This window comes from Streptomyces sp. NPDC002537, from assembly GCF_053594975.1.
This window is the reverse complement of the sequence record NZ_JBSFWT010000013.1, coordinates 99644-118206: the sequence shown is the minus strand read 5'-3', so window position 1 is coordinate 118206 and position 18563 is coordinate 99644. Positions and strand designations below refer to the sequence as shown.

Sequence of the window (18563 nt, the reverse complement as noted above, 5' to 3'; positions counted from 1 at the left end):
GCACGCGGCCGTTCGGGTCGGCGTCCTTGTAGTACTCGACGCCCTGCACCAGCGAGGCGGCGCAGTTGCCCACGCCGACGATGGCTACGCGAACCTCATTCATGGGAGCCAATTCCTTTCTCCTTCCCCGTGGTTGACAGGCGACCACGGTCCTGCTGATCAGGCGACCGCAGCAGCCGTATCAGCCGCTGTTCGAGTGGTGGATGCCCGGAAGGCCGCGGTACACGGGAGACGACTCGGGCCCGGGGCGGAAGCTGCGGTCGGTGTCACAGCGCCCTCAGGGTGGCGATCACCCTGGGGTGACCGTCGACCACATGCAGGGCGGTGTCGCCCGTCTCCTCGAACGACGCCCACTCCGCCAGGCGGCGGATGGAGGACTTACTGAAGCCCCAGTAGTGCACGTTGTCGCCCTTGTTGGCTTCCCCGGCCGACAGCACACGTATGGAGGAGGCGTCGTCCCGGTCAGGCGTGCCGTAGGTTTCGAGCAACATGGTGCCGCCCGGTTCGAGCAGGCCCCGCACAGTGTGGAGCATGCCGAGAGGGTCCTTGACACGGTGCAGCAGGCCGCAGCAGAAGGCGAAGTCGAACTTCTGCGGCCAGCCGGCCAGGTCGAAGGCGTCGGCCTTCAGGTACTCGACCTTGGAGTCGAGGAGGGCGGCGATGGTCCGGAACGCCTGCCCGCCCGGGATGTCGACACCGAAACGTTCCTTGACCAGGCGCGTGTGCTGCTCGTTGTCGACCCCGAGAACCGTCTCCGCACCCCGAGCCTCGGCCAGGAAGGCGTAGAAGCCGTCGCAGGTTCCGACGTCGATCACCCGCTTCCCGGTCAGGTCCTTCGGAAGAAAGGGGATGCGGTAGCGGTGGTCCCGGACAAGGCCCGGGGTGTAGATGCCTTCGTCCTTGTTGAGCGCGAAGGTGTGGAACCACATCGGCGTGGACGCGAGGACCTGCCGGCATCGGTCGGGGGGAATGCGCAGTGGCAGCAGGTCCGCCACTTCCCGTTCGGCCTCCGTGACTTCGAACTCCACTTGAGCGGTCATGGGATTCCGTACCTTTCTTCGGTGTGGCTGCACTTCTTGGACTTGGTGACCGACGCCGACTGCATCTGACGCCTGTTCACTCACCGACGACGATAGGTCGGACTAGCAGCTGTCACCTGCTGGGTCGTACGAACGGGTGATACGCGAAGAGCGGGCGACTTCGCGCTGAAGTACCGGTGGCCGCACGGATTTTGCGGTGCTGCCCAGCCGTATTGCCGTGAAACGCCGCGACTTCCGCTACCGGCCGGATGCCATCCGGCACACACATGTGGGAGGACGCTCGGGGCCACGGCGATAAATCTCAATATTCGGTGGCGGCAAGGAGAGTCAACGCCATGCCGGCGCCCGCACAGCACACCATGCCAACCATGAATGCGGCTCGACTCAACCGCCGAACAGCTGTCTCCGAGTGCCCTTTGATCACCAGGTGCCAACTCAGCATGGCGGCAGCAACGGCAATCAGAACATAGCCGAGAGCCAACAGGTGCAATTGGTCGATCAACGTGATCCCGCTGTCCGGGGGGAGGCTCGAATCCACCTTGTTCATGCTCAGCAGAATCGTGAAGAGGGAGGCTCCGAGTACGCCGATCCGGCTCTGGAAGAAGCTGGCACTGACATCGCTGAGCGTGAATGTCAGGGAAGTCACCAAGAAGACGATCAGTACAGGACTGACCAACTGCCAGAAGAGCATGTACGCGCCGCTTCGCTGCACGGAGACCAGCACCTTCAGCCGACTGTACGAGATACCGCTGCCAGGCGGCAGTTCCGGGTCACCGAAGTTCGTCACAAATTTGTGCTCGAGGGCCTCCAGATGCATACCGGTGACCCTCCAGCCAGGGACGTGCACATGGTGATCGTAGGCAGAGTTGCGTGCATCCGGCTCGAAAACGAACTTGCTGGCGTCTCGTGACGAGGTGAACAGAACTTCAAGGGTGTTCCGATCGAAAGGGTAGTCATGCAGGTCCCAGCCCTGACGAAACCTCCCTTCGATGACCGTCAAGTGACGGAAGACACCTCCTGATGAGGTTCTCACCGAGTTCCCCTGCTTTGGTTGATAGCCATTGGAGAACAGCATGTTGGGGATGGGGTCAAGGTCTGCACGTGGGCACAGTGACCATACATTGAGCCGAGCCGAGAAAGAATTATGCGACGGATCGATATCGTACAGAGCAGGCAGATAAACGCCCAATTTACAGCTCGGAACCGCAGGTTGGTCGGCCCGCGCCTGCGCACCGAGCGAAGCGAGCAGCACCAGCCCGAGCACAGCGAGGACTCTTCCGATGACAGGACCCCCGCCGGACGGGCATGCGTGGCCGCCGACAGCGTTGCGGCCATCGGTCGACCTGCGGCGACGGCACCGCTGCCGATCGGACAGGCCTATGCAGGAGGCAATCATCGCGGAAATCTCACCCCGAAACTTGTAGAGGTCGATATCTCAACCGTTCGGCTGTGGACCCTGTTGGTCACCCAACTTTAGTTGTCTTTACGCACATCGGCCTTCTCGCGCACTGGCGAAGGCAGGTGGCAACGATGACCGTCACCCGTGCGGACGCCACTGCTGTACGCTCCGCCCCGGCCCGGCAAGGCCTGTCCGCCTGATACATCCGTGTGAGCACACCACTTCATGAGACTCACCAAGTCGGGTGATAACCAGCGGCCTTGCTCGGGCGGAGTACATGTTCCCCTCTCAGCTCATTCACGAGCCCCGCAAGTTGCGACTCGGCACAACCTCTCGTCTACTGAGAGTGCTTGGGGCCGACCGAACGCATTGGAGGACCTATGACCAGTCTTCGCGCTCCTGCCGCGCTTGCCGCGTTGCTGTGCGCCATAGCATTTCCGGAGCAGGCCGTTGCCGCTCCGGGACCGCATGGAGCGCCGCGAGTGGTCGGCGCCGTGACCTGTGTGCTCGACGGTTCAGGGAACTTCGTGGACACAACGAATGCGAACCAGGGGCTGGCTTCCCTCTCTCCGCGGACGGTGAATGTCAGCGCTTCGAGCACGGGGGACTGTCTGGACATCCGCGCCGACAAATCAGCCACCGGCGGCCGCTCCATCGTCAAGCGGTCGGTCATCGCGACCGGAACGATGAGCAACTCGACCTGTGTCCTGGCCAATGGGAGCCTGACCATTCAGGTCACATGGACGCTCGACGACAACTCGACGATCTCGAGCAGCAACACCCTGAACATCACGGGCGGGAACTTCCTGCAGCCGGTTCCAGGTACGGGAAGCATCCTCAGCGGATTGCTCAGCGGTCTCACGGTCAGCACCAATATGGTCCTGACGGACGCCGCCGCCAATGCTGCGGCCTGCGGTACTTCGACTGGTCTCACCAACTATGGATACACAATCGAGACCATCGTTCTCCAGTAGGCGTCACCACGCCGACCAGCCTCACGCCGACTTCCAGGAACCGTCATGCAGCAGACTCCACGCACTCCCGGCCTGCGATCAACCTGCATTCGTCAGGGAACCGCCGTAGACCTGCGGTCGGTTGCCGGGATCCTGACCGAAGCCTTCATGGATGATCCTGTGACTCGATGGCACTTCCCCGATCCCGCGCGCCGGGCGACACTGCTGCCCGGATTCTTCTCGCTCTTCGCCAGTGAGGCGCTGTACGCGAACGGTCTGCTCGTGGCGGGCGACCTGGCCGGGGTTCGGCTTTTCTCTCCCCCCTGCCCCGCGCCGACCGGCAAGACCCGGAAGGCGGCCTTCGAGCGGGCCCTGTGCGAGCGAACCGGTGAAGACGCCTACCGCACACTCCAGTTGCTCAGGCGCCTGGAGTCCCGTCGCCCTCGCCATACACCGTATTACCACTTGGTGTTCAGCGCTGTGCGCCCCTCACTGCGGGGAAGGGGGATCGGCACCGCGACTCTGCGCCATGTCCTGCGACAGGCCGACCGGGACGGCGCGGGAGTCTATGTGGAATCCAGTACCAGGTGCAGTCAGCGGCTCGTCCTCCGTCACGGGTTCGTGCCACTGCCGGTGCTGTCCCTCCCGGACGGCCCATGTCTCCACCCCTCCTGGCGGGCTCCGGTCACATGAACATCCCCGAGGACTCGACCACTCACCACGGGCTCGACGACCTGCTGGAGATCAGTCCGGTGCCGGCGGGCGACGCATGGGGGGACACGTGGCTACTGCACGAACACAGTGAGCGCCTGCGGAAGTTGCGCAGCACTTTTCTGGGCTATCCCGTGAACCTCGATGTCGATTACCGCTCCTTCGGCGGCATGCTCGACGTGCTGTGGAACACCGTGGGCGATCCTGGAGCATCCGATCCCGCCCGCGTCGACCGCCAGCCCTTCGAACGCCATGTGGTGCGATTTCTCGCCCGGCTCGCCGGGGCGGATCCCGCGCGTGTCTACGGATATGTCACCAGTGGCGGCGCCGAGGGCAATGTCTTCGGGATTCACACGGGGCGCCGACGGCTGCCCGACGCACCGCTGTACTGCAGCGCCGCGGCCCACTACACCGTGGAACGGATCGCCGAGTTGCTGCGCATGGACCTGATCCGTGTCCCCTGCCGCAGGGACGGCAGCCTCGATCCCCGGGCGCTCCAGGACGCCTGTGGCCGCAGAGCCGGGAGAGGCGCCGTGGCCGTCGCCACGGTAGGCACCACAATGCTCGGTGGTATCGACGACCTGCCGGCCATTCACGAGGCCCTCGCACCGGCGGGAGAGAGCCACCTCCATGTCGATGCGGCTCTGGGCGGGCTCCTCGCCGCCTTCTCTCCCCACCGGCCGGCTTGGGGGTTCGACGCGGGCGCCGACACCCTGACCATCAGCGGACACAAGTTGATCGGCACACCGGTGCCCTGCGGCATTGCCATGGCCCGTCACCACCTGGTGCCCCACTGCGGACCACATGACTATCTCGGCGCCACGGATGCCACTCTGGCCTGCTCGCGCAACGCCCTGACCCCCATGCTGCTGTGGTATGCCTTACGGCGGCTCGGCTCCCGGGGGCTGGCGACACGGGTGCGGCATTGCCTGGCCACAGCGGAATACGCCTGTGAGCGACTGGCCGCGCTCGGCCGACAGCCGTGGCGCCATCCGTCCTCCACCACCGTGGTCTTCGAGCGACCACCTGCCCCTGTGTGCCGCAGATGGCACCTGGCCACCAGCGGAAACATCGCTCATCTCGTGGCCATGCCGCATGTGACCCGGACCATGATCGACCGCTTTTGCGACGATCTACGGCCGTGAACCTCCATCAGGTCCTGCCGAATTCGCCCGACGCTTTGGAAGTGAACCCATGATGCGCATATGCCTGGTCCAGCAAGGAGCCTGGGACATGCCGTTCGAATCGATGCCGCTCGCGGCGGGATATCTCAAGGCGACCCTGACCGACGATCCGGTCCTCGCCGCTGAGGTCGAGGTCGACATCTGCAATTTTCGTGGCGGCTGCGCCCTGCCGGAGATGGCCTGCCAGCTCTTCCTGAACCGCTCCTGGGACATGCTGGCGTTCTCGGTGCTGGGCTGGAACTATCACAGCTTCGGTGCGCTCGCCGAGATGTTCAAGCAGATCAACCCTCGTGGCATCGTGGTGTTCGGCGGGAACCACGTCGCACACCAATCCGAGCGGGTCTTCAGGAACTTCCCATGGGTGGACGTCGTTGTCAACGGCGAGGGCGAGAACACCTTCCGCGATCTCGTCGCGCGCTTCCTCGAATTCCCGGACCAGTTCGCCCCGGACACCGTCGCCGGAATATCGTTCCGGAGAACCGACGTCGGCTGTGTGACGACTGCCGACCGGGACCGGATCAACGACCTGGACACCATTCCGTCGCCCTTCCTGACCGGAGCGATTCCGTTGACCGACGCCGCTGGGAACTTCCGCTACGACGCGGCGTTGATGGAGACCAACCGCGGCTGCCCGTACAAGTGCGCCTTCTGCTATTGGGGTGGGGCGGTCGGTCAGCGCATGCGATCGTTCTCGGCCGACCGGCTGGCAGCCGAACTCGACATGCTCGCGTTCCATCAGGCCCCGACCATCGCGCTGTGCGACTCCAACTTCGGCCTGCTGGAGTCCGACGAGGAGTTCGTGGAACTGCTGATCAGAACGAGGGAGAAGTACGGGTTCCCACAGGCGCTGGAGACGAGCTGGGCCAAGAACAAATCCCAGCGCTTCCGGTCCATCGTGCGGCAGCTGAAGCGACACGGGTTCCAGAGTTCCTTCACTCTCTCCCTCCAGACGCTCAACGACGAGGCACTCCTGAGCATGGAGCGGCGCAACATGAAGGTCAATCAGTGGGAAGAGCTGGTGGACTGGCTCACCGAGGAGGGGCTGGACTGCTACGGAGAACTGATCTGGGGTGCCCCGGGTGAGACCCCCGAGACCTTCCTGGCGGGCTACGACCGGCTGGCTGAGAGGGTCCCGCGCACCGCTGTCTATCCGATGCTGCTGCTACCCAATACCTCTTATGCCGAAAACCGGGAGCTGCACGGCTTCGTGAGCATCCGCGGAGCCGACGACGACTTCGAGTACGTACTGGCCAACCGTAGTTCGACGCTCGGCGAGAACCTGAAGATGCAGCAGTTCATCTACTGGGCGCGGATTCTGGGAGAGCACCAGTACCTGCGGCATGTCTGGCGGCCGACCCGAGACCTGGCCTCGATGTCGCAGTCACGGCTCGTGGAAAGCCTCCAGCAGTTCTTCGAGACTTCGCCAACCCCTGCCGCCCGTGCCTTTCTCGACCGGATCCCCGTACTTGCCGAGGCCTCGGCCATCGTCGCAGGGCTGCGTGTGCTGTACCGCAGCCCGGTCCTGCACGCGCTGGTGGAGCAGTGGTGGCACGAGGTGTCCGTACCGGAATTCCCGCCGCAGTGGCAGGAGTTCGCGAAGGAGCTGTACCTGTACGAAGCTTGGTCGCGGCCGGTGTACGTGGAACCGGGCCAGGGCCTTCCGCCCGGCTGGCACCTGAACGACAGCGAGCCCCATGAGTACGTCACCGACCCCGTGCGCTTCGCCTTCGACATGCCGGAAGCGCTGGCCGACTGGCCCACAGCGCTGGCGTCCGGCCCGGTGCCGAAGACGTCCACGCTGGTGTTCCGTGCGCCTGGGGGGTTCCACGACCACTTGGACATAGCCGAGATGGCGGCGCACTACATGACGCGGACCGAGTATGTGCGTGACGGTCGGCGGTGAACGCGGTGCGGTCGCGTCCGAGTCCACGGTCGGGCGTTGTCAGGTTCTCTGTGGGGGCGTGGGGTGATCTTGGCGTGGGTCGTTATGGGAGGGGTTTGCGGTGGAGGCTGGGGCAGTGCCGTCGTACCGGGGGTATCGGTTCCCGGCGGAGGTCATCGGTCACGCTGTGTGGCTGTTTCACCGTTTCCCGCTCCCACATCGTGAGGTCGAGGAGCGGCACTGTCACGTTGTTGGGGGGTGGCTGGTGTTGAGGGTGTGTCGGGGTGTGTTTCTCCCGTTCGCGGGCTGGTGTCAGACGGTCGCGGGGCAGCCTGTGACCTGGTTCCGGATGCGGAAGCGTAAACGACTTCGCCTCCGGTCGGCGGTATCAGTAGCGTGTGGCCATGCAGATCCGTGAATTCCAGGAGTCCGACTGGCCCCAGGTGTGGGGGGTCATCCGGGATGTCGTACGGGAGCGGGAGACGTTTCCCTACGACCCCGGGATGACCGGGGAAGAGGCCCGTATGTGGGTCGAGGGGCCGCCCGGCCTGACCGTTGTGGCAGTGGACGGTGAGCGTGTTCTGGGCACCGCCAAGATGGGGGCGAACCGCCCTGGGCCCGGTTCTCATGTGTCCACCGCCAGTTTTATGGTGGCCGCCGACGCCCGGGGGAAGGGCGTGGGCACGGCACTGTGCCGGTTCGCGGTGGAGTGGGCGCAGGAACGCGGTTACGCGGGCATGCAGTTCAATGCCGTGGTCGAGTCGAACCATGCCGCGGTGGAGCTTTACGAGCGTCTCGGCTTCACCGTGCTGGGAACCGTTCCCGGGGCCTTCATGCATCCGAGGCTCGGGCCAGTCGGCCTGCATCTCATGTATCGCGAGTTCCCCGCCGGTCAAGCGGGCTGAAGAGACAGGCACGCGCATACGGCCGGCGTCTGTCCGGCTCTGGCAGTCGCCGGGCAGACGTCGGCCGCGAGGCGGGTGCTACTGGCTGTTCGTGCCGGTCAGGGACTTGCGGGCCCGCTCGATGTCCGTGTCGAGGGTGGTGGCATCCGGGACCGAGGGGAGCATGTCGGCGTCACGGAGGCGCTGGATGAGCTTGTCGAGGTAGAGCTGGCGTTCTTCCCGGGACTGGCTGGGGCCGTGGAGCGCGGCCTGCCAGGATTCCTCGGTCCAGCGGCTGATGTTGACCTCTTGCTTGATGAATTCCTCGTTGTACTGCTTCGCCCGTTCCACGAGGGCGTCGCGGATCGCGGTGTCGGACTGCTTGCGCAGCTTCTGCGGAAGGTCCTTGATCTGCTCGCGGGCCTTGCGTTCGGTGCTCCACTTGAGGAGTTTCTTCGCGTCGGCGGAGGCGCCGCCCTTGTCGATCTCGACGATCTTCTCGGCGGCGTTGTGCAGGATGACGGCCTTTTCGGCTTCGAGCTGCTGGGACTCGATCTCGGTGGCCGACTTGACCAGTTTCTGGAGGCCGTTGGTGCGGAAGTCGTCGAGTGATTTCTTCCAGGCGTCGTCGCGGGCCTGCTGGAACACCGTGATCGAGGGGATCTGCGCCTCCTTCCATTTCTCGGTGAAGTAGCGGGCTCCGTGGAGGGTGATCCCGGCGGGCCACAGCGGGGTGACCAGGAGGGCGTCGGCTCCGAAGCAGGCCGTGGTGTCGTCGGCGTCGAACCGTCCGTGGTCGGCGGCGGCTCCGGCCTGGGTGCCGCATCCTACGAAGGGGACGATCGCGGTGATGGCGGCCGCTTTGTCGAGGCTCGTGGTGTCGTTGGCGAAGGCGTCGTGGATGCCTTTCGCCCAGAGGACGCCACCGGCGACGAGCAGTGCGCCCTTGGCGGTGCTGCCGGCCGACTTGAGGTTCGCCCGCAGAGTGGCCTTCGCCTGGGGGGAGAGTTTGCTGTAGCCGCGGATGCGGGCGTGGATTTCGGAGGGTGAGAGCTGTTTGCCGTCGGGGGCGACGACCTTCAGCCCGTATTTGCCCGCGAGTTCGCCGAAGGCCTGCTCGATCTGTTTGGCCTCCAGGTTTTCCAGGGCCTCGCCGGACGGCGTTCCCTCTTCGGTGGGCCTGGTCGGCGTCTCGCCCTTTTCGCATACGCTCACGGAGCGCTTCGCCCGGCCCGACGCGCCGCCGCCGGTCGAGCAGACGCCGTTGCCGTCGGGCCAGCCCTTGCCCGCGAGCCATTGGCTCATGCCGGGGTGTGCGGGGTCGTCGACGCCCACGATGAACATGTATTTCCTGGGGATGTCGCCCTTGTAGGCCCAGGCGCCGTTGGTGGATTCGCCGCCGAGCGGGCCGCCGCCGGAGTCACCTTTCAGGGTGCCGCCGAAGATGCGTCCGTCCTTCTTCAGGGCGTCCCACCGGATCTTGACCCTGATGGCATCCCCGTTCTTCTCGATGGCGTTGCTGCCTTCGATGCCCTTCTTCGAGGCGTCCCACATGAAGACGTGTTCGTGGTGCCCGTTCTTCGCGTAACCCGAGCCCGCGCTCCTCAGCTCGGATTCGACGTCCTTGCCCTCGGCGACCCAGCGGCTCTTCGCGGTCTGCAGTCCGTTCCTGTTCAGTGACTCGCGCAGCTCGTCGAGGTCGGCCTGGCCCCGGGGGCGTTTGTCGACGACTATGTGCGTGTATTCGTCGGCGTGTTCCTGCGATGTGCTGGCGCCGCTGTCGGATTTCACGGGGGGTGCGGCCTGGGCGACCGCGGTGCCGGTGACGGCGAGGACCACGGCCGTGATCATGGCCGTTGTGGTGACGCGCCGTACGGAGTGCCGGTGTCTGGAGTGGTTCATCTTCACCTCTGCATGTGTCGTTCCGATGTCACGCGAGGGCAACGGAAAGGGGGCTTGCTTTCCGAGCGGGCCACGATGTGGCATCCCCTACGTTTTCGTTCTCCGGAACCGAGCACCATCGGCCGCGTGGCCATAGGGATCATCCTGTGGGAGGAGCGTTCGCCAACCCCTGGGCGGGGTCCACATGGTGATACGGACCCTGCGCCGCGGCAGGGAGGTCACCGCCGGGTACGGGCCGTCCGCCGCTCGCGCAGGATCGTGGCGGAGCGTTCGCACCAGTCCCGGTTGCCCTGTTCGAAGGCGAGGCCGCGCAGGCACGTCAGGTAGGGGCCGATGCGTTCGCTGTGGCGCAGGAACTCGTCCTCGGTGCGGTCGCCCCGCATGGTGCGCAGCAGCCGGCCGAACAGGTCGATCTTGGCTCGGGCGAAGGCGGCGCGCTCGGTGAGCTGGGCGATCAGGGCGTCGGTGGCGACGTGGTCGGCGGCGCGGACCTTGACGAGCAGGTCGTCGCGGATGGACGAGGGCTTGGTGGCGGTCGCGGTGAACCGCTCCAGCTCCGCCGCCCCGGCGTCGGTGACCTTGAACAGGCGCTTGGTGGGCCGGGTGTCCTGGACCACCTCCCGGCCCGTGATCAGCCCGTCCTTTTCGAGGCGGGTCAGTTCGGCGTAGAGCTGCTGCGGCAGTGCGTGCCAGAAGTTCGCCATGCCGAGGTCGAACGCCTTGGCCAGCTGATAACCGCTCAGCTCGTCGTCGAGCAGTGCCGCCAGCACCGCGTGGCGCAATGCCATCGGATCGTCTCCTCCTCGCGCTGTTCCCGACTCGCCCTGTTCCCGACTCGCCCTGTTCCTGAGCCCGCCCCGCATGGTACTCAAGGAAATGACTAGTCAGATTCATGACTATAAGGAGGAGCCGTGACCACCACGGACCGTTTCCGTACCGCCGTCGACAACCGTGATCTCGCCGCCCTGGACGACCTGTTCACCGAGGACATCCGCTTCTACAGCCCCGTGAAGTTCAAGCCCTTCGCGGGCAGGCCGATGGTGCTGGGCCTCTTCGGCGTCCTGTTCCGTACCTTCGAGGACTTCCGTTACCTCGGGCGCTACGACGGCACGTCCGAGACCAGCGCCGACGGCACCGGGGCCCCGTCGGCGGTCCTGCCCTTCCGGGTGACCGTGAACGGCAAGCAGATCCACGGCATCGACCTGTTGCACTTCGACGACGACGGAAGGATCAAGGAGTTCACGGTGATGGTCCGGCCACAGTCCGCCGTACGGGCCCTCGGCGAGGCGGTCTTCGCCGGGTTGGTCGCCGATGGGCTGGTCCCGGCCCCGGACGGTCATTAGCCGGCGGACCAGGCGGCCGGGATCAGATTTCCTCAACAGCCCGATCCCGGAAGCCGGTTGGTCCGGTCAACCGGTGGCGCCCCGGATCCGCAGGTGTCCCAGTACGGAGCGCACGGCGCGGTCCACGGCGTGACGTGCCGGTTCGGTGTGGTCGAGCGTCTCGAAACCGTGGTGGGCGAGCGGCACGTGGATCACCTCGGTGTCGGCGTCGCTGTCCTCGGCGGCGGCGAGGAACGCGTCGATCGTGGCGTTGATCTGCGGGAGGTCCAGTTCCGCCCGGGTCAGGACGATCGGCAGCCGGCCCGCGGTGCGTACCGCGGTCGCGGGGCGGAACCGGGTGTCGGCGAGGCCCCAGTTCGGCAGGGGCGCGAGGACGGAGTAGGTCGCCGCGACGCACCGCAGCCACGGCGGGGGCGCGGCGAGCCAGTCGGCCGACAGCAGTCCGCCGCCGGAGAAGAACCACAGCGCGACGCGGTCCCCGTCGACGCGGGGATCGGCCCGTACGAGGTCGACGGTTTCCGCGACGTCCTCGGCGGCGCGCGGGTAGTCGGTGAGGTCGTGCAGCCGGTGGTCGAAGGTCACGCCGACCGCTCCCAGGCTCGCGACGTACTGGCCGTAGCCGATGTAGGCGGGCCAGTCCCGCGGTGTCGGCCGCGCGTCGGGGGAGACCGGGCCACCGTGGACGAACACCACCGCGGGGCGGGGTCCGTCGGCGTCGGGCAGGTGGAGGTCGATGTCGCGTATCCGCTCGCGGCGTTGCCCGGGGACGTCCAGGAGGAAGGGGCGGAGGTGTCCGGGCCGCTGCTTCCCGGCGGTCAGCCGGTGGCCTTCGCCCGCGGCGGCCCGGAGCAGTGTGTCGGCCAGTTCGTCGGGGGACGAGAGCATCGGCCAGTGTCCGGTGTCGAGGTCGATGAGGCGTACCCGTGGGTGGGTGAGCACCTGAAGGCGGGGGTCGCCGAGTGCCAGCAGGTTCTCGAGCAGGGCGATGCTCGAACCGTTGGCGGTGCAGAGGATGCCGGTGGTCGGCAGCTCGGAGACGGCTCCCGGCAGCCGGAGCGGCTGGGTGAGCGTGCGCAGTGGCTGGGGTGCGGCGAGGCGGGTCAGCCGGGCCAGGGCGTCCGCGGGGAGGTCGGCGACGCTGCCCCAGCGCTGCCATTCGTCGGCGGACGGCAGGGGCATCCGCCAGTCGTCGCCGGTGGGGTGCAGCAGCCGGTCGCGGGTCGTCTGGTCGGGTACCAGGGTCAGGGCGGGGTCGCCGTCCTGGGGCATGCCCACGTCCAAGTGGACGATCCGGGCGATCCGTTGCGGGCGCCGGCCGGCGGCGCCGAGGGCCGGGTGGATGCCGTAGTCGTGGCCGACGAGCACCACGTCCGGTGTGTCCGCGGTGTCGGTGCTGTTGATGCTGTTGATGCTGTCTCTGCTGCCGATGCTGTCGATCAGCCGCACCAGGTCCTGGATGTGGGTCTCCAGGTCGGTGCCGGGTCCCGCCTCGTGGCGGCGGTCGCCCATGCCGGCGAGTGTCACCGGGTGGGCTTCGGCGCCCGCTTCCCGTAGCCGGGTTGCCGTCCGCTCCCAGATCCAGCCGCCGGTGCCGACGCCCGGCACCAGGATGAATGCGGTCATGAGGGTCTCCTCGCATGCTCGGTCCGCGCGGCCGGGCCTGGTGGCCGTCCGCGTTGCCGGCACGCTAGGAACTCCCCTTACGGGAGATGCAAGCCCCGCCGCCGTTCGCCCGGTAGCGCCCCGGTGTGGTTCCGAACTCCCGGCTGAAGGCGTGGGAGAGGGCGTACGGGCTGCTGTAGCCGACGCGGTGGGCGATGGCGGCGAGCGGGTCGGGGGTGTCGCGGAGCAGGGTGGCGGCGAGGGTCAGGCGCCACCAGGTGAGGTACGCCATCGGCGGGCGGCCGACGAGGGTGGTGAACCGGCGGGCCAGGGTGGGTCGGGAGACTCCCGCTTCGGCGGCCAGGCGGTCGTTGGTCCATGGGGCGGCCGGGTCGGAGTGCAGGGCCCGCAGGGCGGCGGATGTGGCCGGGTCGTCGAGGACGCCGGGCCAGACGCCGGTCGTGCCCTCCGCCAGCCAGGCGCGGACCATGTAGACGAGGAGGAGGTCGAGCAGGCCGGGCACCGCCAGGGAGCTGCCGGGGCGCCGGTCGTCCAGCTCGCGGCCCAACAGGTCGATGGCGGCGCGGAGTTCGGAGTGGTGTCCGACGCGGTTGGGCAGGTGGACGACCTGTGGCAGTTCGGCCATGAGCGGGTGGACGTGGCTGCGGTCGAGCCGGTACTTCCCGCACAGCACCTCCGTCCCGCCCCGGGTGGCGTCCGGCCCCGTCCTGTGGAGCCAGTCGCCGAGGGGCGTCGCCCGCGCCACGGTCGCCGCGTCGGCCGGGGAGTCGGCGATCACGTGCCCGGCGCCGTGCGGCAGCAGCACCGCGTCTCCCGCGCGGAGCGGGAACGGGTCGCCGTCGTCGGGCAGCAGCCAGCAGCCGCCTTGGAGGACGACGTGGAAGCCCGCGCCGTCGTAGGGGTCGATGCGTGTGCACCAGCTCCCGCTCGCCCGCACCCGGTCGGAGGAGGGGCGCCCGATGCGCACCGTGGAGATCGCGTCGCTCACCACATCCATCGCGTCAGCGTACCTTCGCCATCAACGGTGAGACGGATGCGTATGCGGATGAGCAGGGAGAGCATTGAACGGCTCAGTCCCCGCGCCTAGGGTCGGGGGCATGAAGAGCGAGAGCACAGAGCGCTTCGCGCTGGGAGATGTCGAGGTCGTCCGGCTCCTCGAGTGGCAGGGCCCGCTCGGGCCCGCCCGCGATCTGGTCCCGGAGTCCACCGCCGAGGTGTGGCGGGACAACGAGGGCTGGCTGGCGCCGGACCACTGGGAGCCGGACACCGACAGGGCGGTGCTCGCGCTGCAGACGTGGGTGCTGCGCAGCGGTGGCCGGACCGTCGTGGTCGACACCGGGGTGGGCAACGGGCGCGAGCGGCCCGGGTCGCCGGTGTTCCACCACTGGCAGGGCGATTTCCTCGGTCTCCTGGAGCGGGCCGGGGTCCGGCCGGAGGAGGTGGACGTCGTCGTCAACACCCACCTCCACCTCGATCACGTCGGCTGGAACACGATGGACGTGGGAGGGGAATGGGTGCCGACGTTCCCCAACGCCCAGTACCTCGTTCCGGCCGCCGACGACGCCCACTTCGGTCCGGGCAACGCGTACGGGAACGGCAGGCAGGAGGACGACCGGCTGATCTACGAGGACAGCGTCGCGCCCGTCCACAAGGCCGGGCAGGTCGTGCTGTGGGACGGTGTCCACCGTATCGACGAGCACCTCGTCCTGGAGTCCGCGCCCGGTCACACGCCCGGCTCGTCCGTGCTGCGGCTCTCGTCCAGCGGTGAGCGGGCGGTCTTCGTCGGGGATCTGCTGCACAGCCCGGTGCAGATCCTGCGGCCCTCCTGCAACAGTTGTTTCTGCCTGGACCCGGTGGAGGCGGTGGCCAGCCGCCGCCGGGTTCTCGGGCGGGCCGCCGCCGAACGGGAGCTGGTCGTGCCCGCGCACTTCGCCGGGGCGGGTGCGATGGAGGTCCGGCAGGAGGGCGACGGGTTCGCCCTCCTCGGCGTCGCCGATCACCCCGGGACGTGAAATATACTTTTTGGGTGACCGAGAACCTGCCGCCGTGCCCCGAATGCTCCAGTGCGTACACCTACGAGATGGGTGCGCTCCTCGTCTGTCCCGAATGCGGGCACGAGTGGCAGCCCGCCTCCGCCGACGCGGCGGGCGGTGCCGAGGACGGGGTGATCAGGGACGCGGTCGGCAATGTGCTGGCCGACGGTGACACCGTCACGGTGGTCAAGAGCCTGAAGGTCAAGGGGCACCCCACCGGCATCAAGGCGGGTACCAAGGTCCGCAACATCCGCCTTGTGGAGGGCGTGGCCGGTCACGACATCGACTGCAAGATCGAGGGGTTCGGCCCCATGCAGCTCAAGTCGAGCGTGGTCAAGAAGGCCTGATCCGCAACTGTGCCGTCCGGGCCTGTTCCGCTCCCGCGGAGCAGGCCCGGTACCGTTTTCACGAGCCCTTTTCATAGGGGCATGAGCCCTTTTCATGGGGGCGTGAGCCCTTTTTATGGGGCTCCGCTCAGTGCCCGGCGGGCGTCGGCTCCAGGACGAAGACCGGGATCTCGCGGTCCGTCTTCTTCTGGTAGTCGGCGTAGAAGGGGAAGGCCGCGACCGCGCGGTCCCACCACAGGGCCTTCTCCTCGCCGGTGATCTCACGGGCCGTCATGTCCTGGCGCACCGGGCCGTCCTGAAGCTCGACGCGGGGGTCGGCGACGACGTTGTGGTACCAGACGGGGTGCTTGGGGGCGCCGCCGAGGGAGGCGACCACGGCGTAGGTGCCCTCGTGTTCGACGCGCATCAGCGGGCTCTTGCGGATCTTGCCGCTCTTCGCGCCCCGGGTGGTGAGGATGACGACGGGCATGCCCTTCATCGTCGTCCCCTCCGTACCGCCCGAGCTCTCGTACAGCTCGACCTGATCGCGTACCCACTGCTCTGGGCTCGGCTCGTACTCACCTTCAAGAGGCATGCTGCCCGTCCCGTCTCCGAAGTCTCACGCGGCGGCGGGCACATCGCCGGGCCGCCGTTTCCCGCTCTCAACAACCGGAACGGTCGTCATCATTCCCCGCGTCCGCGCCGAGGGCGAGCAGCGACGCCCAGACCGACAGATCACCGGCGCCCGCCAGGGCGAACCCCACGAAGACGACGTTGCCGGTCATGTTGGCCACGAAGACGTGGTTCAGGCCGAGGTAGCTGACCGCGTCCACGAAGCCGGTGACGAGCGTCAGCAGGACGAGGGCGGCGGGCAGGGCACCGTGGGCGTTTCCGCCGCCGGGGAAGAGCCGGTCGGCGGCTCGTTCCAGCGCCTTCCGCATGACGTCCCCTCGCTATGACGTCCCCTCACTCGCCGCCCGGCGCGGCCGTGGCTCCGAGGCTGGGCGACCGGCCCCGGCCCCGCACCCCGGGCGGGCCGGCCCGGTTGGCGGGTCACGCGTTTCCGGAGTCGGCCGGGGCCTCCCAGGCGTGGGCGGGGCTGATACAGAAGGGCTGGCCGGAGGGGTCGAGCAGGACGGTCCAGTGGGAACCGCCGGGCTGGTGGCCGGGCTTGGCGGCGCCCAGTTCCAGCAGGCGCCGCTCCCCCGCCGCCACGTCCTCGTACTGGAGGTCGAGGTGGAACGGGAGCTCGGCGGCGGGCCAGCTCGGCGGGGTGAAGTCGCGGGCGGTGTAGAAGACATACGTCGTGGTGCCGTCGGTGACCAGGAAGGCCTGCGCTTCGCCGCCCTCCTCGGAGGGGAACTCCTGGGCGATCCGCCAGCCGAGGGCGGCGGCGTAGAACTCGGCGAGTGCCCGGCCGTCGTGGGCCCAGAAGGCGTACGAGGCAACGGTGGCGGTGGGCTTGGCGGGGGCGTGGGTGGTCATGGTGTTCACCTTTTTCCGGTGGCGAGCCTGCGTTCGAGGGGGGTGCGGTAGCAGGGGGTGACGCGGGTGGTGCCGAGGAAGCGCGTCAGTCGTGCGATCTCGGTGTCGACGGCGGAACGGGCGTGGTGGCCGGGGTCGGTGAGGAGGTGGTGGCTGATGTGGCCATCCTCGCGCTGGGCCCAGGCGCCGATGATGCGGCCGTTCCACCAGATGGTGGGGCCGATGTTGCCGTTGCGGTCGAAGAGCGCGCCGGTGTGGCCGGGGTCGAGGTACCAGTCCCGGTGGCGCCAGCCCATGGCCGTGGGGTCGAGGCCCGGCAGCAGGGCCGCCCAGGGCTCGGCGGCGGAGGCCGGAACCGAGTTGCCGAGGGCGTCGAGGCCGTCGAGGTCCTCGGGCAGGAGGTGGCCGGTGCCCTCGTCGAGTTCCACGGTCACGGCGCCGGTGGCGGCGATGGCCTTGCGGGTGTCGGTCAGGGTCCAGCCGGTCCACCACTTCACGTCGTTGGCGGTGACGGGGCCGAAGGCCCGGAGGTAGTGGCGGGCGAGGGCGGCCCTGGCCGTACTGGCGGGTACGTCCGGCAGGGGTTCGGCGCGGGTCCAGCGGAACTGGGCGGAGGTCCACGATCCGGCGGGCCGGGCACGGCGGACGCGGCCTTCGGCGGCGAGGGCGCCGAGGAGCGGGGCGGTGGCCCGCTGGCGGGACTCGTACGGCTTGCCGGGGAAGGTGACGATCTGCTCGCACAGGTCGGGCACGTCGGCAGCGAGCTGGGCGGCGGTGGCCTCGCCCCGTGCGGCCAGGGCGGCGAGCGTGGCGTGCTCGACCGCGGCGTAGCGGCGTTCGTCCCAGCCGAGCGCTTCGCGCAGCCGCTTCATGGCGTCGCCCCGGTTGCGGTGGGCGTCCTTGACGGTCGCGGCGCGGACCGCGGGGGCGATGGCGTGGGGGACGACGAACACGGTGCGGCGCATGCAGCGTATTCGGGCCAGTGCCGGGGTGTCGTAGAGGGCCCGGTCGATGGCGGCGGCGGTGGGGGTGCGCATACGGGCGGCGGCGGTGAGGAAGACGGTGGCGGGGTCGGTGGCGTGCAGGCCGATCAGGGCGTCGGCCACCTCCTCGGCCGTGGTCACCCGGGCCGACGGCGCCAGGAGGTGGCGCCGGGCCAGGCGTGCGCGGCGCTCGGCCGCGGTGACGCGGCGCGAGGTCGTGGTCATGATCGGGCTCCGGGACGGGGGGGATGCTGTGGCTCGGCCGGGTGTGGGGGGGGCGACGGGGGGCCGGGTGCTTCAGCGTTCAGCGGACGACGGGGGACGGTCGGTCACCACTCGCGCTTCTGGTTGACGCCGATGACATAGCCGTCACGGTCGGTGAAGTAAAGGATCTTCTGCCCCTGGTGGTCCACCTCCTTGATGACGTCGACCAGGGGGCGGAGCTTCTCGGTGTAGGAGTCGAAGTCGTCCACAGCCAGGTAGAACATGCCGAACGCGCCGACGGAGGTGTCCTTGAGGACCGGCAGCCAGCTCCGCAGGTGCTCGTCGCGGAAGACCATCAGCGCGAACTCGTCGCCGAACATCAGGATGCGGATGTCGTCGTTCGGGTCGTCGCCGCCGGGCAGCGCGGTGAAGCCGATCTTCTCGTAGAAGTCGCAGGAAGCCTGTGTATCGGACACACCCAGGCACGGGGCGATGGCGGGAGTCCTCATGGCGGATCACTCCTTGGGAGAGGGGGAGCACAGCGGGGAACGGGCGTCTGGACGATCCCGCCCCGCGAGCAGTACATAAGTACTGTAAGCGTGGTCGCGGCG

At 68.0% G+C, this 18563-nt stretch carries 19 protein-coding genes and 1 pseudogene; 9 read left to right on the top strand and 11 right to left on the bottom strand.

Features of this window, described 5'->3' with window-relative positions; all coding sequences use genetic code 11:
• Positions 1 to 266: 266 nt before the first annotated feature.
• Both ACWD4A_RS09130 and ACWD4A_RS09125 read right to left on the bottom strand, forming a co-directional pair.
• Positions 267 to 1040, bottom strand: coding sequence for a class I SAM-dependent methyltransferase (locus tag ACWD4A_RS09130; RefSeq protein ID WP_451191397.1), 774 nt, complete (start codon positions 1038 to 1040; stop codon positions 267 to 269).
• Positions 1041 to 1341: 301 nt separating this feature from the next.
• Complete coding sequence (locus ACWD4A_RS09125) at positions 1342 to 2304, bottom strand: hypothetical protein (protein WP_451191394.1); 963 nt, start codon at positions 2302 to 2304, stop codon at positions 1342 to 1344.
• A 617-nt stretch (positions 2305 to 2921) separates the two neighbouring features.
• Here ACWD4A_RS09125 and ACWD4A_RS09120 point away from each other — a divergent pair.
• The 6 genes and pseudogenes from ACWD4A_RS09120 (at position 2922) to ACWD4A_RS09095 (ending at position 8074) form a co-directional block, all read left to right on the top strand.
• Positions 2922 to 3413 (top strand): hypothetical protein, encoded by a 492-nt coding sequence (locus ACWD4A_RS09120; RefSeq protein WP_451191391.1) that lies wholly within the window; start codon positions 2922 to 2924, stop codon positions 3411 to 3413.
• Between the two features lie 45 nt (positions 3414 to 3458).
• Positions 3459 to 4085, top strand: a complete 627-nt coding sequence (locus ACWD4A_RS09115) for a GNAT family N-acetyltransferase (protein WP_451191389.1) — start codon at positions 3459 to 3461, stop codon at positions 4083 to 4085.
• On the top strand, positions 4082 to 5248 hold the full coding sequence (locus tag ACWD4A_RS09110) for a histidine decarboxylase (protein ID WP_451191386.1): 1167 nt from the start codon (positions 4082 to 4084) through the stop codon (positions 5246 to 5248). Before ACWD4A_RS09115 ends, ACWD4A_RS09110 begins: the two co-directional genes overlap by 4 nt.
• 49 nt (positions 5249 to 5297) lie before the next feature.
• Entirely contained in the window at positions 5298 to 7190 is a 1893-nt protein-coding gene (locus ACWD4A_RS09105) for a KedN5 family methylcobalamin-dependent radical SAM C-methyltransferase (protein ID WP_451191383.1), read from the top strand.
• A gap of 115 nt (positions 7191 to 7305) precedes the next feature.
• A pseudogene (locus tag ACWD4A_RS09100) lies at positions 7306 to 7404 on the top strand (IS6 family transposase); the annotation flags it as partial.
• Positions 7405 to 7573: 169 nt separating this feature from the next.
• Complete coding sequence (locus ACWD4A_RS09095) at positions 7574 to 8074, top strand: N-acetyltransferase family protein (protein ID WP_451191380.1); 501 nt, start codon at positions 7574 to 7576, stop codon at positions 8072 to 8074.
• 78 nt (positions 8075 to 8152) lie between these two features.
• Here ACWD4A_RS09095 and ACWD4A_RS09090 read toward each other — a convergent pair whose 3' ends face one another.
• Both ACWD4A_RS09090 and ACWD4A_RS09085 read right to left on the bottom strand, forming a co-directional pair.
• Complete coding sequence (locus ACWD4A_RS09090; protein ID WP_451191378.1) at positions 8153 to 9955, bottom strand: hypothetical protein; 1803 nt, start codon at positions 9953 to 9955, stop codon at positions 8153 to 8155.
• A gap of 218 nt (positions 9956 to 10173) precedes the next feature.
• Positions 10174 to 10743: a PadR family transcriptional regulator gene (locus ACWD4A_RS09085; RefSeq protein WP_451191376.1), complete on the bottom strand. Its 570-nt coding sequence runs from the start codon at positions 10741 to 10743 to the stop codon at positions 10174 to 10176.
• Between the two features lie 123 nt (positions 10744 to 10866).
• Here ACWD4A_RS09085 and ACWD4A_RS09080 point away from each other — a divergent pair, with 123 nt between their 5' ends.
• Entirely contained in the window at positions 10867 to 11298 is a 432-nt protein-coding gene (locus ACWD4A_RS09080) for a nuclear transport factor 2 family protein (protein ID WP_451191373.1), read from the top strand.
• 66 nt (positions 11299 to 11364) lie between these two features.
• On the opposite strand, the gene ACWD4A_RS09075 is transcribed toward ACWD4A_RS09080, so the two are convergent.
• Positions 11365 to 12921, bottom strand: coding sequence for an alpha/beta hydrolase (locus tag ACWD4A_RS09075; protein ID WP_451191370.1), 1557 nt, complete (start codon positions 12919 to 12921; stop codon positions 11365 to 11367).
• 64 nt (positions 12922 to 12985) lie between these two features.
• Positions 12986 to 13918: an AraC family transcriptional regulator gene (locus tag ACWD4A_RS09070; protein WP_451191368.1), complete on the bottom strand. Its 933-nt coding sequence runs from the start codon at positions 13916 to 13918 to the stop codon at positions 12986 to 12988.
• 100 nt (positions 13919 to 14018) lie between these two features.
• Here ACWD4A_RS09070 and ACWD4A_RS09065 point away from each other — a divergent pair, with 100 nt between their 5' ends.
• Entirely contained in the window at positions 14019 to 14933 is a 915-nt protein-coding gene (locus ACWD4A_RS09065; protein ID WP_451191365.1) for an MBL fold metallo-hydrolase, read from the top strand.
• A gap of 14 nt (positions 14934 to 14947) precedes the next feature.
• Positions 14948 to 15301, top strand: a complete 354-nt coding sequence (locus tag ACWD4A_RS09060; RefSeq protein WP_451191363.1) for a zinc ribbon domain-containing protein YjdM — start codon at positions 14948 to 14950, stop codon at positions 15299 to 15301.
• A 127-nt stretch (positions 15302 to 15428) separates the two neighbouring features.
• On the opposite strand, the gene ACWD4A_RS09055 is transcribed toward ACWD4A_RS09060, so the two are convergent.
• From ACWD4A_RS09055 to ACWD4A_RS09035, 5 genes are all read right to left on the bottom strand, one after another.
• Positions 15429 to 15875, bottom strand: coding sequence for a nitroreductase family deazaflavin-dependent oxidoreductase (locus ACWD4A_RS09055; RefSeq protein ID WP_451191360.1), 447 nt, complete (start codon positions 15873 to 15875; stop codon positions 15429 to 15431).
• 67 nt (positions 15876 to 15942) lie between these two features.
• Entirely contained in the window at positions 15943 to 16221 is a 279-nt protein-coding gene (locus ACWD4A_RS09050; RefSeq protein ID WP_451191358.1) for a YoaK family protein, read from the bottom strand.
• A gap of 112 nt (positions 16222 to 16333) precedes the next feature.
• Complete coding sequence (locus ACWD4A_RS09045) at positions 16334 to 16765, bottom strand: VOC family protein (RefSeq protein ID WP_451191355.1); 432 nt, start codon at positions 16763 to 16765, stop codon at positions 16334 to 16336.
• 5 nt (positions 16766 to 16770) lie between these two features.
• Positions 16771 to 17973, bottom strand: coding sequence for a winged helix DNA-binding domain-containing protein (locus ACWD4A_RS09040; RefSeq protein WP_451191352.1), 1203 nt, complete (start codon positions 17971 to 17973; stop codon positions 16771 to 16773).
• A 104-nt stretch (positions 17974 to 18077) separates the two neighbouring features.
• Complete coding sequence (locus ACWD4A_RS09035; RefSeq protein WP_451191350.1) at positions 18078 to 18461, bottom strand: VOC family protein; 384 nt, start codon at positions 18459 to 18461, stop codon at positions 18078 to 18080.
• Positions 18462 to 18563 lie beyond the last annotated feature (102 nt).